The sequence below is a fragment of the Akkermansia sp. RCC_12PD genome (assembly GCF_036417355.1).
Taxonomy (GTDB): Bacteria; Verrucomicrobiota; Verrucomicrobiia; order Verrucomicrobiales; family Akkermansiaceae; genus Akkermansia.
Genome location: NZ_CP143889.1, coordinates 592,711 through 607,096 on the forward strand (window position 1 = coordinate 592,711; position 14,386 = coordinate 607,096).

A 14,386-nucleotide genomic window follows, 5' to 3' on the forward strand; every position below is an offset into this window, starting at 1 on the left:
TCCCAGTTAGAAGGTTCCGGACCTTTCCCCTGCCCGGAAGAGCACGTTTCCCTTTCAACTTGACAGCAAAGTCCCTCTATGAAAGAAGGAGGGAGCATTCTGCATATTTCTGTAACACATATATTCTTCATGAACAAGCTTGCTCCCCTCTTTGTTGGAACCGCTCTTTCCTCCCTGATGCTGCCCGGACAGGCCGCAGACCCGCCCAAACCTTTCGGCGCCGTGCCTACGCCCCAGCAGGTGAACTGGCAGCGCATGGAATTCTACGGTTTCATCCACTTCGGCCTGAACACCTTTACCGGCAGGGAATGGGGATACGGAGACGAAAACCCGCAAATTTTCAACCCCACGGACTTCAATGCCTCCGAGATCGTGGAAACCTTCAAGAAAGGCGGCATGAAGGGCATGATCTATACGGCCAAGCACCACGACGGCTTCTGCGCGTGGCCCACCAAGTCCACGGAGCACAATATCACGAAAACCCCGTGGAAAAACGGCAAGGGGGATGTAGTCAAGGAATTCGCCCTGGCCTGCAAAAAACACGGCATCAAATTCGGCACCTACCTCAGTCCGTGGGACCGCAACCACGCCGAATACGGCAAGGAAGGCTACCTGAAAGCCTACTACCAGCAAATTCGGGAACTGCTGACCAACTACGGTCCCGTATTTGAAATCTGGTTTGACGGGGCCAACGGCGGCGACGGCTACTACGGCGGAGCCCGTGAAAAACGCAACATCGGCGATGCGGAGAAGTACTACGACTTTGAAAAGATTGTGGAAATAATCCGCTCCATCCAGCCCAACTGTATCATTTGGGGCGCCGGCCATTATGGAGATGCCCGCTGGGGCGGCTCTGAAAAGGGACATGTCAATTATCCCCACTGGAGCACCGTGGGACTGAATGGCGGCGGTGGCGGAACCGGCAAGCGCGGCGGCGAACGCTGGGTGCCCGCGGAAGGAGACACTACCATCAACCATTCCGGCTGGTTCTGGCACCAGGGACAGTCTTCCCGCGTCAAATCCCCGGAAGAACTTATGCAGGTCTGGTTTGACTCCGTAGGCCGCGGGGCCAACCTCATCCTGAACGTAGCCGCAGACAAAACCGGAAAACTGGACCCCGCCGATGTCAAGTCTCTGATGGAATTCAAGGAATTGCGCGACAAGCTGTATGCCAAGAACTTCGCTCTGGGAGCCACGGCCACGGCCAGCCAAACCCGCGGCAATGACAAGAAATTCTCCCCTTCCAACATGACTGACGGCAACCTGGACACGTACTGGGCCGTGGAAGACGACAACCTGACACCCTCCGCCGTCATCACGCTGCCCAAGCCCGCCACCTTTGACGTCATCCGTCTGCGCGAACAAATCCGCCTGGGCCAGCGCGTGGACTCCTTCAACATCGACGCTTTCATCAAGGGCAAATGGGTCTGCATTGATAATGGCGGAAAAACCATTGGCAACCAGGTCATGCGCCGGCTTGACCGTCCCATCACCGCCCAGAAGCTGCGCCTGCGCATCACGGGCAGTCAGGCCACGCCCTGCATCTCTGAATTCGCCCTGTTCCGCCAGCCTGCGGGAGCCGTACGCCCGTCCATCTTCCGCCGCGGCGACAACCTGGTCATCCTGGCGGACGGCAAGAACAAAATCCTCTACACGACGGACGGAAGCGAACCCAAGGCCGGGTCCTCCGTCTATTCGCAGGGAGCCAAATTCAGCGAAAGCGGAGTTGTCAAGGCACGCTGCCAGTTTGCCAACGGCAAGCTCGGCCCCGTCAGCCAGGCAAAATTCGGCATCAGCAAAACCGGATGGAAAGTGAAAAGCACCACCTCCGGCAATGCGGCCGCCGCCATTGACGACAACCCGGAAACCTCCTGGACCGCCAATGCCGGCGTTCCCCAGTCTTTCGTGGTGGACATGGGCAAGCCCTACCAAGTCACCAGTTTCTCCTACCTGCCTCGTCAGGATGGAAAAACGGAAGGCATGACGGACAAGTACCAGTTTGAAGTAAGCGCGGACGGCAAAACCTGGAAAAAGGCGGCAGAGGGGGAATTCTCCAATCTCCGCGCCAATCCCATCGAGCAAAACGTCAACCTCAAGAATGTTGACGAGCCCGTGCGTTACTTCCGCTTTACCGGAACAAATGCGCTGGACGGCGGCGGAGCTTCCGCCGCGGAAATCAATGTCTTCGGCACTCCCGCCCAGGGCTAGCGAATACAGCGCCGCTTGTTTGAACGTCCCGGCCCGAAAGGACCGGGACGTTTTTTCATGGTTACAAAAAACAGGCTCATTTATCTGCCGCCAAGAATATCTCCGTTTCAAGACTTCCAGACAAGGCCATGGCTCCTTGAAAAAAGTTCCGGATAATGGAGGCTCCCACCCTGATTCTATCACCTTAATGCGTTCTTCATCCTTCTTCTGAGGCGCATCAGGAGGGAGCCCAAACCGGAAGAGTCCACCAGAGAACAGGCACGTTCCGAAGCCACCGCATTGAATCCTTCGCATTCTCCAAGGCCTCTCTCAGCGGGGCAGATGGAAGAATCCCGCCAAGTTCTTCCGGAAAGAAAGGAACGCCAAAGAAACCTTTTCTAGATGAAATTACCTGGCGTTATCATCTTTCCCATTCTGCCATTCCGAAGCTGTTTTCCAGTCTCCCGCTCGCTTTTTACCCGTCTGAGTAGGGGCCTTTCTCCCGCAATACGCGCATACAAAAAAGGCGCGTCCCGAAGGACGCGCCACACAAAATCATGCCGACTTGGGAAAAGACTTATTCCTGGCCGCTGAAATCAGGAGTGAGAATCAGGAACTGGTCACTGATATCCTTGCCCCTTCTCTTGGGAATGAAAGTATCCTGAAGGTCGTCGTTGTCGTTCAGTTCCAGAGTTTTGGCACTCTGGGCGGTCGTGAAGATCAGTACCTTGCCGCGGAAACTTTCCGGGTCAAAGCGGACAGCATTGCCGGCAACCACTGTAGAGCCGCCATCGCCGGGAAGCACGGAGGTAACCATCAGAGGATATTCGCCAACGGAGCTGCCGATACCCACCTTCTTGTTGTTCTCACCCTTGCGCATCACGTAGGAAATGCCCACTTCACCGGGAGTCAGGGCCTTGCCGTCATAGATTTCACCGTCGGGAGTGACGGTGGAACCGCCGGAAGCAGTCTGGACCTTGGCGTAGAAGTTGCTTTCAGACACGGACTCATTGGCCAGAAGCTGGCGGAAATAGTCATTGGAGGTGTCGCCCTGCAACGGTCCCAGGCCAGCCATGTAGCTGTGCTGGGCCACCACGCGGTCAGCGGTGATGTCGTCCGGGAAATTGCCCAGCTTGCTGTTGGACTTGAATTCGTTCATCGCCACGCCCACGTTCTTCATGTTGGTCAGGGCCTGCATCTGGTCTCCCTTGTTGATCTGGTTGATGATGGGACCATACGCCACGGACGCGAGCAGCGCGATAATGGCGATAACGACCAAAAGTTCGATCAGGGTGAAACCCCGGCGTAACTGGCGTGTTGCAAAAGATACTTTCATTGTTGAATCTAATGGAATGTTTACAGTTTAAGAAAACCGCATGTGGTTATCTATGTTCGTTTCTACTATTAACGTCATTTCCTAGTCAGGACAAGCATATTCTCACAAAATTCTCGGGTCTGGAAAGGCGGTTCCGCATTCCCGGAAATGCAGGACGTTTCCCTGCCCGGAGAAATATGGAAAACGTCTTTACTTGCCCCGGCCGAAAAAGGCGCTCAAATCTTCCAGCGCTCCGGCGTCCGGTTTGTCCGCCTCCGCAATGACGCGGCGCTGGAGTTCCGCGATCTCGTCCAGACCCTTGCGCCCCAGCTCCAGCATCCTGTTCATCTGGTCCGCAGTGAAGACGGCTTCTTCTCCGGAACCCTGCACTTCCACAAACTCGCCCTGGTCGGTCATCACCAGGTTCATGTCCACTTCCGCGTCCTTGTCTTCCACGTAGCAAAGGTCCAGCAGGGCTTCCCCTTCCAGCATGCCTACGGACACGGCGGAAACGAGCCTCTTGAGGGGGGATTCCGCCAGCTTGCCCGCAGCCACCAGCTTGTTCACGGCAATCGCCAGAGCCACGGAAGCCCCGGTGATAGAAGCGGTCCGCGTTCCGCCGTCAGCCTGGAGAACATCGCAGTCCACCCAGATGGTGCGCGCGCCGATCTTGCCCAGGTCCACGGCGGCCCGGAGGGAACGGCCAATCAGACGCTGAATCTCGCTGGAACGTCCGTCCAGCTTGCCCGCCGTGATGTCGCGGCGCTTGCGGTCCAGCGTGGAATAAGGGAGCATGGAATACTCCGCCGTCAGCCAGCCGCCCTCCACGCGCTGCACCTTCATCCAGCGCGGCACATCCTCTTCAATCGTGACGGCGCAAATCACCTTCGTCCGTCCGAAAGTCACCAGCACGGAGGCCGTGGCGTTCGGAGCAATGCCCGTTTCAAAGCTGATCGGGCGCAACTGGTCCACAAGTCGTTTATCCTGACGTTCCATGCGGGGAATCATGACGGATGCGGAGCTTTTTTTCAAATGGAAAGATGGATTTCCTCCGCCGAACCGGTAATATTTCTCCCATGAAACTTCCCGCCACCCGCGTAGCCGTCCTTGATGCAGTAGCCCTTTCTCGCCAGATGATGGAACATATGCCCAGGCTTTCCTCCTGGGCGGAGCGCCAGCGCGTTTCCTCCTTCCCTCCGGCCTTTCCGGCGGTCACCTGCACGGCGCAGAGCTCCTACATCACCGGGCTCTCCCCGGAGGAGCACGCCATTCCCGGCAACGGCTGGTACAACAGGAACATGAGCGAAGTACAGTTCTGGAAGCAATCCAACAAACTGGTACAGGGGCCGCGCGTCTGGGAGAAGCTGAAAAACCTGTACGGTCCCTCCTTCACCTGCGCCAAGCTCTTCTGGTGGTACAACATGTACTCCACCGCGGACTGGAGCATCACGCCGCGCCCCATGTACCCGGCGGACGGCCGCAAAATCTTTGACATCTATACACAGCCCATGGACCTGCGGGAAATCATCAAGCGGGACCTGGGTGAATTCCCCTTCCCCACGTTCTGGGGCCCCATGGCGGGCATCGGCGCCACGCAATGGATTGCGGACTCCGTCCGGTGGATTGAGCAAAAATACCGCCCCAATCTCAACCTGGTCTATCTGCCCTACCTGGACTACGACCTCCAGAAATTTGGTCCCTCCTCCGGGGAGGCGGCCAAGGCGGCCCGGGCCATGGACGATCTTCTCTGCGATCTGATCGACTTCCTGGAACGGGAGGGAGTCACGCCGATTGTCGTGAGCGAATACGGCATTTCCGACGTCTCGCGCACGGTAGCCCTGAACCGCCTCTTCCGGAAACGCGGCTGGATCACTGTCAAACCGGAACTGGGAACGGAAATGCTGGACGGGGGAGCCTCCAGAGCCTTTGCCGTAGCCGACCACCAAGTGGCCCAGATTTACGTTAACGATCCCTCCGTCCGGGAAGAAGTAAAAGCCCTGCTCTCCGCTACCCCCGGCGTGGAGGAAATCCGGGAGACGGACTTTTCCGGCCTGAACCCTGCCGCCTGCGAGCGCCTTCCGGACTTCACCGCCGTGGCGGCCCCGGACACTTGGTTTACCTACTACTACTGGACGGACGACGCCAAGGCCCCGGACTTCGCCCGCTGCGTGGACATCCACCGCAAGCCCGGCTATGACCCTGCGGAAATGTTCTTTGACCCGGCCCTTGCCTTCCCCATGCTGCATGCCGCCTCCTTCCTGCTGAAAAAAAAGCTGGGCTTCCGCGCCCTGATGAAAGTCATCCCCCTCAACGGAGACCAGGTGAAAGGCTCCCACGGCAGGGACCGGGTGCCCGCAAACCAGCAGCCCGTATTCATCGGCCCGGCATCCCTGCCGGAAATCCGTTCCGCGCAGGACGTGCATGAGGCCATCCTCTCCGTCTTTGCGGAAAGCTGAATCCGGGAGCGGCCCCGTCAGCGGACGTCCGGCCTGGGATCGTACTCCAGACCAGGAACCTCCCGGTAATGGGTGCCGTCCCACAGGACGGGCATGCAGCAGAAAAACCAGCTTCTCTGCCCGTTGTCCCCCTTCCAGTGGCCGAATACGCTGCGTACCAGGACACGGTTCACCCCCTTGCGGAGCTTTACCTTCACGGGAGGGCGGAAAAAATACCCCTCCCAGGTCAGGGGAGCCTCCTCAATGCGCCCCTTGCCCCAATCCGTCCAGGGCAGGCTCTTGAACGGCCACTTGGGAGGATCCACGCGCTTTCCGTTCAGCCACACGTCCCCTCCGGAAAAATCCCAGCTCCCCTGCTCCGGAGCGCGCGCGCTGCGGTACCCTCCTGAATGCCCCCACATGCCATTCAGGCCAACCATCAGCCACACTTCCTGATCCTTCGGGCTACGGATGGAAGTCAGCGCGTAACAAGTCCCGCCTCCCTTCCCCACATCCTCTGACATCAGCGTGGGCCAGTGGGCCAGCCGGTACTGGTTCCGGTGCATATTGAACATCGCAAAAAGGTGCCTGATATGCACGGCCCCGCCGTAAACGGGCGTACTCTTCCATTCCAGCGTCCTGTCCCCGTCCCGGTAGGAGGCGGCAATCTTCCGTTCCGGTTCAAAGGACGTATCATTCTTTCCCCGGTGGTCAAACGGGCCTACCAGGCTCCAGGCCATATCCGCCTGTTTTACGTACGCAAAGGGAACGCCCCGGAAAAACCTGTCACGGTGGGAGACAAGACGACGTTCAAACTCCCGGAACTCCGCCCATCCGGCCGTTCCTTTGGGGGGAAGCTGAGCCATGTAATCCTTCCTCTTGGTGGCGCCTCCGCGCCAGACGCGTTCCGCAAACGTCAACACGCAGGGGTAAAGAGGATACTGTTCCAGCACCCTCTTCTCACTGCTCAGATTCCCGTCACACCACACAGGCAGGATAGCGCCCAACGCCTTTTCATCCCCTCGGGGAACTTCGCACGGCTGCTGGAAAAACACCTGGTATACGCCGGACTGGGAATCCGCCCAGTCAATGTAAAAGCCATTGCTGTCAATTCGCTTCATTCCTTTGTCCATTCGGGCTCCAGCCTCGCTCTCTCCCCAGCACATCAGCACGGAATCCTTGTCGTGAGGACCGCCCGGCGACCATACAACCACCTCCTTCCCCTTCCCTCGGAGATACTCTGCCATGCGCGGAATAAAATCCTTCATGGTAATATGCACCTCGTCGGACCCCATATGGAAATACCTCCCGGGAAAAAGGGGAACAACCTCGTCCAGCACCTCCTTCAATATGGAAACGCCTTTCTCCGTCTGCATGCCGGTCTTCATGGCCTTGGCGAACGGCTGGCTGTGCCCCGGCATGTCGATCTCCGGAATCACCTGGATATTCAGCCCGGCGCAATAATCCACCAGCTCCTTCAACTGCTCCTGCGTATAAAACTTGCCCGGCAGCCGTGACTTCCAGTGAAAGACGCGGTCCGTCAAAGCCGGAAACTTCTTCACTTCCAGCCTCCACGCGGGATCATCCGTCAAATGCAGATGGAGCGTATTAATCTTGTAGCGGGAAACCCGGCGCATCAGCTCCTTGATAAACGCGGGAGACATATAATAACGCCCCACGTCCAGCATCATGCCCCGCAGGGCGAAGGCGGGTTCGTCGCTGATCTGCACGGAGGGCATGAAAAAACCTCCCTTTCCTTTGGAAACCAGCTGCCTCAGCGTTTGCAGGGCATTAAAAAAACCGCCAAAGCTCCCTGCTCTGACAGTTGCCTTTTCCGGTGCGACGGACAGGATATATGCTTCCCCCTCAATTCCGGCGTCCAGGCTCAACTCCCATGTCAGGGAACCTTCCTCAAAAACATCCTTGCTCACGGAAGCCGGAATGCCGAACATCCCGAATACATCCTTCATTTCCCTCACCAGGTCATCCCTGCGGGGAACATCCCGGTCTAAATGCACATGAACGCTTTTAAAACGCACCCCGCCCTTACCCCTGACGACTTTGGAAGGATAAGGAATCAACGCAGGGGAGGAAAACTCCGGCACAGGCGCGGTCACGACCTCCCCGCCCATCAACCCCCACGGGGAACAAACCAGCAGGGCGGCAAAAAACCGTACAGGAATGCTGAAAACTCTGAACAAAAACATCTCCTTATATACGGCATCCTGTCTCAACTCTTGTCAAAACAGGCCTTGTGGAGTAAAAAATACCCCTTTCTTCTGGTCTTTTAACACTGCATGCCGGATACTCCACGCTGCATTTCAACGCTTGAAACGGACGGAAAGGAAAGAGCATTCCCTCCATCCCGTAAAACCGCAGCCATGCCTAGCGCAAACGTTCCAGAAGGGCGTCAATATCCATGAAATCCTGCCCGTGGATCAGTTCCCCGAGAATGGGCGCGTCGGAAAACTCCTCCACCATGCTCCTGTTCGTAACGCAAGCGGTATCCCACTCATCCTTCACGTTATTAAACACAATACCCAGGCATTCCAGACCGCGCGCCTTGATCGCATTCAGCGTCAGCAGAGCATGATTGATGGCTCCCAGCTTGTTGCCGATCACCAGAAGAATGGGAAGATGGAAATCCGCAGCCATGTCGCTGAAATTCCGGCCTGCCGCGATCGGCACCTCCCAACCGCCCACGCCTTCCACCAGCACACACTCATGCGCGGCGGCCAAAGCCTCATAAGCGCGGCGGATAGCGTCTTCATCCACCTGTGTATTCTCCAGCTTGGCAGCCACATAGGGGCAGGTGGCATTCTTCAAAAACACGGGATTCAACTCATCCAGCGTCAGGCCTTCCGGCCCTGCCTCCCGCAGAAGCCGGGCATCCTGCCTGTCTCCGCAGGCCACGGGCTTGAATCCTGCGGCGTTCACGCCCCGTTCTCTCAGGGCCTTCACAATCAGGCAGCTTACATAAGTTTTGCCTATCTCCGTATCAGTTCCGGTAACGATAAAATTCCTCATGACGGTAAGCTTCAGGGATGGGATCTTCTGATCTCCTCCAGTTGCGCGCGGGACGGTGCGGCATCATTAGTAGTCACCCAATGGTTGATGAAAGACCAGATGATGACGGCCAACACCAGGCAGAACAACTTGGCAGGCCAGTTAAGCAATAGCAGTTTTTTCATTGGAAGGAGAAATATTCAGAAGCTCTTCAAGACGGGCCTTCAACTGTTCCGGAGTCAGGTTGCGCTCCAGCTTGCCGCCCACGGCCAGGGCAATGGCTCCCGTTTCTTCGGAAACCACCACCACCACACAATCGCTTTCCTCAGACATGCCTACGCCGGCACGGTGCCGCAGCCCCAGGGTACGGTCGCTCATCTCCTTCTGGGAAACAGGGAACACGCAGGCGGCAGCAGAAATCCGGTCGCCGGAAATAACCACTCCTCCATCGTGAAGAGCGGTTTTCGTATGAAAAATAGTCAGGGCCAGTTCCGGGGAAAAAATGGCGTCCAGCTTCACGCCGGAATCTTCAATGGGCTTCATGCTGATACTCCGCTCAAAGGCGAACAGGGCGCCGAACCGCTGATTGGAAAGCTTGCTCACTGCCTTGCAGAAATTGTCCAGGAAGTCCACCCTCTGAAGCTTGGCGAAGGAGGAGAAAAACGGATGGCTACCCAGCTTCGCCAGCCCTACGCGCAATTCCGGCTGGAAAATCACCACCAGCGCCAGCGCCAGGCCCGGAGCGAAAATGCGCGTCAGGATCCATGAAATGACGTTCAACTGGAAGAAAAAGGCCAGTACCACCAGGGCCAGGAAACAGGCGAACAGCCCTACCATAATGCGGGCGCCGCGCGTCGCATGGAAGGCACGGTAAATCTGATACAGGAACACCCACAGGATGAAAATTTCAACGATCGCCCTGAGCGCATCCTTGATCACAATCCAGTCCCACATGGGCACAAGCTACACAACAACCCAGATGATTGCAACACCGATCCTTTCCTTCCCTGTTGCTACGCAAAATGAAAACTGCTATAAGCGCACCATGAAATTCCGGATATTTCCCTCTCTGCTATCCGCTGCGCTCATCCTCTCCATCTCCACGGGTTGCATCATCTCCCACTGCACCACGCCCGGGGACGAAACGGCACCAGCCTCCACCGTGCGGCCCGGACTGGAAAGAGAACTGAAAAAAGACGTCCGTTACCTGGCGAAAACCTGCCATCCCCGTCCGGCCGGCTATGAAAAAAACCAGGCCAAAGCCGTAGAATACATTGCCCGTTCCCTGGCGGACTCCGGAGCCAAAGTCACCTATCAGCCTTTCTCCGCGGACAAGCGTCCCTTCGTCAACGTCAGTGCCGTCTTCCCCGGAAAATCAGCCAAAAGAGTCATCGTAGGAGCACACTATGATACCTGCGGGGACACGCCCGGGGCGGACGACAATGCCAGCGGCGTGGCCGGGCTGCTGGCCCTGGGGCGCATGCTTAAAGGCATATCCCCCCCAATACACCATTGAGCTCATCGCCTACGCCAACGAGGAACCCCCGTACTTTGCCACGGAACACATGGGAAGCGCGCAGCACGCCCGGAAGCTTTACACGGAACAAATAGGCGTCAAAGCCATGATCTGCCTGGAAATGATCGGCTACTTCTCCGACAAGGAAAACAGCCAGACCTATCCGGGGCCCGGCATGGGGACGCTGTATCCGGACAAGGGAAACTTCATCGCCATCGTAGGCAACTGGAACAGCGTCAGGCTGGGCCGCGACATCCAGAAAAGCATGCGTCCCTTCCTTCCCACCGTCCGACTCAACCTGCCGCAGATCAAGGGCATGTGCATGGACTTCTCCGACCACCGCAACTTCTGGGCTAAAGACATGCCTGCCGTGATGATCACGGACACGTCCTTCTTCCGCAACCCGAACTACCACCAGCCCGGAGACCTTCCGGAAACGCTGGACTACCGCCGCATGGCCCAAGTGGTCTGCGGCGTCCACCAGGCCGTTCTGCATCTGGCGGCGGAAGAAAAATAAAGTCCCCGCGCCGTGCTCGGCGTCAAACGGCCTGGCCGTCCATAATCGTGATGATGCGGTCGCCCCGCCGGGCCAGGTGTTCGTCATGAGTCACGATCACCAGTGTTTTGCGGGACTCGTCCGCCAGACCGAACAAAAGATCAAGGACTTCCGCGCCATTCTTCCTGTCCAGATTCCCGGTAGGTTCATCCGCAAAAATGATGGGGGCGTCATTCGCGAGCGCACGTGCAATGGCTACACGCTGTTGTTCTCCGCCGCTCAATTCGCCCGGCAGATGATTCAGGCGGTGGGACAGGCCCACACGGTCCATCAGTTCCGTGACATACTCCATGCGCGGCCTTTTACCGATGGAGGAAGCCAGGCAGGCGTTTTCCAGGGCCGTCAATTCCGGCATGAGCAAATAGTTCTGGAAAATGAACCCCATGTTCCTGTTGCGGAAAATGGAGCGCCCCGTGGCAGACAGGGAGTAAATATCCGTGCCGTTGATCGTCACTTTGCCCTCCTGGGGTGTTTCCAGACCGGCGAGCGTATACATCAGCGTCGTCTTCCCGGCACCGCTGGGACCGCACAGGAACACCTTTTCCCCGGCGGCAATGTGCAGGTTCACCCCGTGCAGAATCTCAATGGACTTCTTGCCGATGGAATAGCTGCGGTGGAGGTTGGCGGCGGTAATCACGGAATTCAGTATAACGAAATGGCTGCCGGATTAAAGTTCTATATTGTCGATAAGACGCACGTCGCCGAAATACACGGCGGCGGCCATCAGGGCCGGCTCCCGGTTCCCCTCCAGGGGCTGCATGGTCTCCGCGTCCACAATCTCCAGGTAGTCGATCCGCGTGCCGGGAACGGCTTCAATCACCGCGGCGGCATGATCCTTCACTTCCCGGACTCCCGTCCCGTACCTGAACTCGTCCCTGGCCTGGAGCATGGCCTTCCGTATCACGACGGCCTGTTCCTTCTGCTCCGGAGACAGCCGGGCGTTCCGGGAAGAATAGGCAAGGCCGTTCTCATGCCGCACGATCTCCGCACCGTGGATGCGCACCGGAATATCCAGGTCGCGCACCATGCGGCGGATAATTGCCAGTTGCTGGTAATCCTTCTTCCCGAAGATGGCGTCCGTAGGCTGCACCAGGTTGAAAAGTTTGGCCAAAACCGTGCAAACTCCGGAAAAATGTCCCGGCCGTGACGCCCCGCACAGCGTAGTGGACAAAAAACCTTCCTCCACGCTGATGCTGCGCTCTCCAGCATACATCTCTTCCGGAGCCGGGGAAAACACGTAATCCACTCCGGCGGCTTCGCACAACTCCAGGTCCTTCTCCGGAGTGCGGGGGTAGGTCAGCAAGTCGGAAGTGTTATTGAACTGGATGGGGTTGACGAAAATGCTGGCTACCACTACGCCGTCCTCCCCGGCCAGCTTCCTGGCCTGCTCCAGCAGGGAACGGTGGCCGCTGTGGAGAGCCCCCATCGTGGGAACGAGAACAACGGGATCATTCTGCCGGCGGTGTTTGGACAGGGCTCCCTTCAACTGAGCCTTGGTCGAAAAAGTTTGCATGCGCATAAAGTGGCCTCATGATGACAAAAGTTCAATCCTGAAATATGGCTAGAAGATTGACGCATGCCATTCCACATGTAAACTGGCAAAGTCAGAAGACGCTAAAAATTATGAGATTCTTCAAAACAGCATTATGTGTATCCGCTGCAATGGCATTCAGCGCCACTGCCAACGCCGAACTGAAAGTAGCTACAGTGGACGTGCAGAAACTCTTTGCCGACTACTACAAAACGCATGAAGCCCAGGCGGAAGTGGACAAGGCGGCGCAGGCGGTCCAGCAGGATAACAACACCCGTGCGGAAAGCATCAAGAAGATGGAAGCCGATTTCACCGAAATGGTCAAAAAGCTCCAGGACCCTTCCCTGAATGAAAAGGACAAAAAAGACCTGGAACAGAAAGCCCAGATCACGCGCCAGCAGGCGATTGCCCTGGAACAGGAACGCCGCACTTTTGTGGAGCGCCAGCTCAAATCCCTTCAGGAACAAATGAAACTGCGTTCCACCAACATCATGGGTGAAATCACCAAGGTTGCGGAAGGCATCGCCACCAAGAGCAACTATGACCTTGTTCTGGACAAGAGCGCCCAGGCTCTCCGTTCCAACAACGTCTTCGTTTACACCAAGCCCAGCATGGACATCACCCCCACCGTGATGAAGGAACTCAACAAGGATGCGCCCGCGGGCTTTGATCCTACCAAGAAAAAGACACCGGCCGTTCCCGCCGCGCCTGCGGCTCCGGCCAAGTAACCCTTGACATTGCCCCCGGGAAGGCGGAATCATATCCGCATGAAGCTTTCACTTGAAGCCGTGGCCGCCCTCACCGGGGGAACAATCCTCTCCGGCGATCCCGAACTGAATGTGTTCGGGGTCGCTTCTCTTCTCGACGCCACCCCGGAGGAAGCCTCCTTCCTGGGCAACGAGAAATACTTTGAAGATTTTCTGCATACTTCCGCGGGAATTGTCCTGGTGCCTCCGGGACTGCCCAAATATCCTGAAAACGTCGCATTTGTGGAAGTAGCCAATCCTTCCATGGCCTTCAACGCCCTGGTCAAATACTTCAAGGCTTCATCCTATAAATTCGTGCCCGGCATCCATCCCTCGGCCGTCATCGACCCTTCAGCGAAAATCAATCCGGACAAGGTCCGCGTGGGGGCTTACACCTGCATCGGCGCACACTGCGAAATCGGCGACGGCACGGACATAGGCAACGGATGTCAGATCGGTGACGGTGTCACGATGGGGGAAAACTGCCGCTTGCACGCCAATGTCACCATCCGCGAACGCTGCAAGCTCGGCAGTCGCGTCACCATCCAGCCTGGCGCCGTCATCGGTTCCGACGGCTTCGGCTTCCTAATGGGAGATAATGGCCGCTATGTGGGCATCGACCAGGTAGGCATTGTGGAACTGGAGGACGATGTGGACATAGGAGCCAACACAACGATTGACCGCGCCCGGTTCGGCCGCACCGTCATCGGGGAAGGGACTAAAATAGACAATCTCGTCCAGATCGGACACAACGTCGTGGTGGGCAAGCATTGCATCATTGTCGCACTGTCCGGAATTGCCGGCAGCACGCATGTGGGGGACTACGTCACCATCGCAGCCCAGGTAGGCATTGCCGGCCATCTCAAGGTTGGTTCCAGATCCACGCTGGCGGCACAAACGGGTGTTACGGCGAACATTCCGGAAAACGCTGCCTACTGGGGTACTCCCGCCTCCCCCTTCAAGGACGCTTGCCGCCAATTTGCGGCCCTCAGGAAGCTCCCGGCCCTCGTCAAGGAAGTCCATTCCCTCAAAAGGAAACTGGACTCATCCGGAAACTAGCAGGGAACAGGACAGCCCGGGGACGGAGCCTCAGA

General features: G+C 57.4%; 14 protein-coding genes. 6 read left to right on the top strand and 8 right to left on the bottom strand.

Features of this window, described 5'->3' with window-relative positions:
* Window positions 1-129 precede the first annotated feature (129 nt).
* Window positions 130-2,208 (top strand): alpha-L-fucosidase, encoded by a 2,079-nt coding sequence (locus V3C20_RS02440; RefSeq protein WP_161981299.1) that lies wholly within the window; start codon window positions 130-132, stop codon window positions 2,206-2,208.
* 556 nt (window positions 2,209-2,764) lie between these two features.
* Here V3C20_RS02440 and V3C20_RS02445 read toward each other — a convergent pair.
* Both V3C20_RS02445 and rph read right to left on the bottom strand, forming a co-directional pair.
* Complete coding sequence (locus V3C20_RS02445; RefSeq protein WP_130083915.1) at window positions 2,765-3,523, bottom strand: type II secretion system protein; 759 nt, start codon at window positions 3,521-3,523, stop codon at window positions 2,765-2,767.
* Window positions 3,524-3,712: 189 nt separating this feature from the next.
* Window positions 3,713-4,498, bottom strand: coding sequence for a ribonuclease PH (gene rph / locus V3C20_RS02450; protein ID WP_130083916.1), 786 nt, complete (start codon window positions 4,496-4,498; stop codon window positions 3,713-3,715).
* Window positions 4,499-4,578: 80 nt separating this feature from the next.
* On the opposite strand from rph, the gene V3C20_RS02455 reads away from it, so the two are divergent.
* Window positions 4,579-5,958, top strand: a complete 1,380-nt coding sequence (locus tag V3C20_RS02455) for a nucleotide pyrophosphatase/phosphodiesterase family protein (protein WP_238623815.1) — start codon at window positions 4,579-4,581, stop codon at window positions 5,956-5,958.
* 17 nt (window positions 5,959-5,975) lie between these two features.
* On the opposite strand, the gene V3C20_RS02460 is transcribed toward V3C20_RS02455, so the two are convergent.
* The 4 genes from V3C20_RS02460 to cdaA all read right to left on the bottom strand — a co-directional run bounded on the left by V3C20_RS02460 (window position 5,976) and on the right by cdaA (window position 9,897).
* Window positions 5,976-8,144 (bottom strand): family 20 glycosylhydrolase, encoded by a 2,169-nt coding sequence (locus tag V3C20_RS02460; RefSeq protein ID WP_130083918.1) that lies wholly within the window; start codon window positions 8,142-8,144, stop codon window positions 5,976-5,978.
* A gap of 178 nt (window positions 8,145-8,322) precedes the next feature.
* Entirely contained in the window at window positions 8,323-8,964 is a 642-nt protein-coding gene (gene bioD, locus V3C20_RS02465; RefSeq protein ID WP_130083919.1) for a dethiobiotin synthase, read from the bottom strand.
* Window positions 8,965-8,975: 11 nt separating this feature from the next.
* Window positions 8,976-9,128, bottom strand: coding sequence for a hypothetical protein (locus V3C20_RS02470; RefSeq protein WP_153812535.1), 153 nt, complete (start codon window positions 9,126-9,128; stop codon window positions 8,976-8,978).
* Window positions 9,106-9,897 (bottom strand): diadenylate cyclase CdaA, encoded by a 792-nt coding sequence (gene cdaA / locus V3C20_RS02475; protein ID WP_067573885.1) that lies wholly within the window; start codon window positions 9,895-9,897, stop codon window positions 9,106-9,108. Before cdaA ends, V3C20_RS02470 begins: the two co-directional genes overlap by 23 nt.
* Window positions 9,898-9,988: 91 nt before the next feature.
* On the opposite strand from cdaA, the gene V3C20_RS02480 reads away from it, so the two are divergent.
* Entirely contained in the window at window positions 9,989-10,459 is a 471-nt protein-coding gene (locus V3C20_RS02480) for a M28 family peptidase (RefSeq protein ID WP_330935414.1), read from the top strand.
* The gene (locus tag V3C20_RS02485) at window positions 10,386-10,976 is read left to right on the top strand and encodes a M28 family peptidase (RefSeq protein WP_330935415.1); all 591 of its coding nucleotides are present in this window, start codon (window positions 10,386-10,388) and stop codon (window positions 10,974-10,976) included. The genes V3C20_RS02480 and V3C20_RS02485 overlap by 74 nt, the downstream gene beginning before the upstream one ends.
* Window positions 10,977-10,998: 22 nt before the next feature.
* Here V3C20_RS02485 and V3C20_RS02490 read toward each other — a convergent pair whose 3' ends face one another.
* Window positions 10,999-11,652 carry an ABC transporter ATP-binding protein gene (locus tag V3C20_RS02490; RefSeq protein WP_130083921.1) on the bottom strand — a complete coding sequence of 218 codons (654 nt, stop codon included), beginning with the start codon at window positions 11,650-11,652 and terminating at the stop codon, window positions 10,999-11,001.
* A gap of 30 nt (window positions 11,653-11,682) precedes the next feature.
* On the bottom strand, window positions 11,683-12,528 hold the full coding sequence (gene panC, locus V3C20_RS02495) for a pantoate--beta-alanine ligase (protein WP_130083922.1): 846 nt from the start codon (window positions 12,526-12,528) through the stop codon (window positions 11,683-11,685).
* A gap of 149 nt (window positions 12,529-12,677) precedes the next feature.
* On the opposite strand from panC, the gene V3C20_RS02500 reads away from it, so the two are divergent.
* On the top strand, window positions 12,678-13,274 hold the full coding sequence (locus V3C20_RS02500) for an OmpH family outer membrane protein (protein ID WP_161981301.1): 597 nt from the start codon (window positions 12,678-12,680) through the stop codon (window positions 13,272-13,274).
* 39 nt (window positions 13,275-13,313) lie between these two features.
* Window positions 13,314-14,351, top strand: coding sequence for a UDP-3-O-(3-hydroxymyristoyl)glucosamine N-acyltransferase (gene lpxD / locus V3C20_RS02505; RefSeq protein WP_130083924.1), 1,038 nt, complete (start codon window positions 13,314-13,316; stop codon window positions 14,349-14,351).
* The last annotated feature ends 35 nt before the right edge of the window (window positions 14,352-14,386 follow it).

What these genes read in the sequence shown, in the direction of transcription:
- V3C20_RS02440 (WP_161981299.1), top strand. Translation starts at nt 130, where the DNA reads ATGAACAAGCTTGCTCCCCTCTTTGTTGGAACCGCTCTTTCCTCCCTG.
- V3C20_RS02445 (WP_130083915.1), bottom strand. Translation starts at nt 3,523, where the DNA reads ATGAAAGTATCTTTTGCAACACGCCAGTTACGCCGGGGTTTCACCCTG.
- rph (WP_130083916.1), bottom strand. Translation starts at nt 4,498, where the DNA reads ATGGAACGTCAGGATAAACGACTTGTGGACCAGTTGCGCCCGATCAGC.
- V3C20_RS02455 (WP_238623815.1), top strand. Translation starts at nt 4,579, where the DNA reads ATGAAACTTCCCGCCACCCGCGTAGCCGTCCTTGATGCAGTAGCCCTT.
- V3C20_RS02460 (WP_130083918.1), bottom strand. Translation starts at nt 8,144, where the DNA reads ATGTTTTTGTTCAGAGTTTTCAGCATTCCTGTACGGTTTTTTGCCGCC.
- bioD (WP_130083919.1), bottom strand. Translation starts at nt 8,964, where the DNA reads ATGAGGAATTTTATCGTTACCGGAACTGATACGGAGATAGGCAAAACT.
- V3C20_RS02470 (WP_153812535.1), bottom strand. Translation starts at nt 9,128, where the DNA reads ATGAAAAAACTGCTATTGCTTAACTGGCCTGCCAAGTTGTTCTGCCTG.
- cdaA (WP_067573885.1), bottom strand. Translation starts at nt 9,897, where the DNA reads ATGTGGGACTGGATTGTGATCAAGGATGCGCTCAGGGCGATCGTTGAA.
- V3C20_RS02480 (WP_330935414.1), top strand. Translation starts at nt 9,989, where the DNA reads ATGAAATTCCGGATATTTCCCTCTCTGCTATCCGCTGCGCTCATCCTC.
- V3C20_RS02485 (WP_330935415.1), top strand. Translation starts at nt 10,386, where the DNA reads ATGCCAGCGGCGTGGCCGGGCTGCTGGCCCTGGGGCGCATGCTTAAAG.
- panC (WP_130083922.1), bottom strand. Translation starts at nt 12,528, where the DNA reads ATGCAAACTTTTTCGACCAAGGCTCAGTTGAAGGGAGCCCTGTCCAAA.
- V3C20_RS02500 (WP_161981301.1), top strand. Translation starts at nt 12,678, where the DNA reads ATGGCATTCAGCGCCACTGCCAACGCCGAACTGAAAGTAGCTACAGTG.
- lpxD (WP_130083924.1), top strand. Translation starts at nt 13,314, where the DNA reads ATGAAGCTTTCACTTGAAGCCGTGGCCGCCCTCACCGGGGGAACAATC.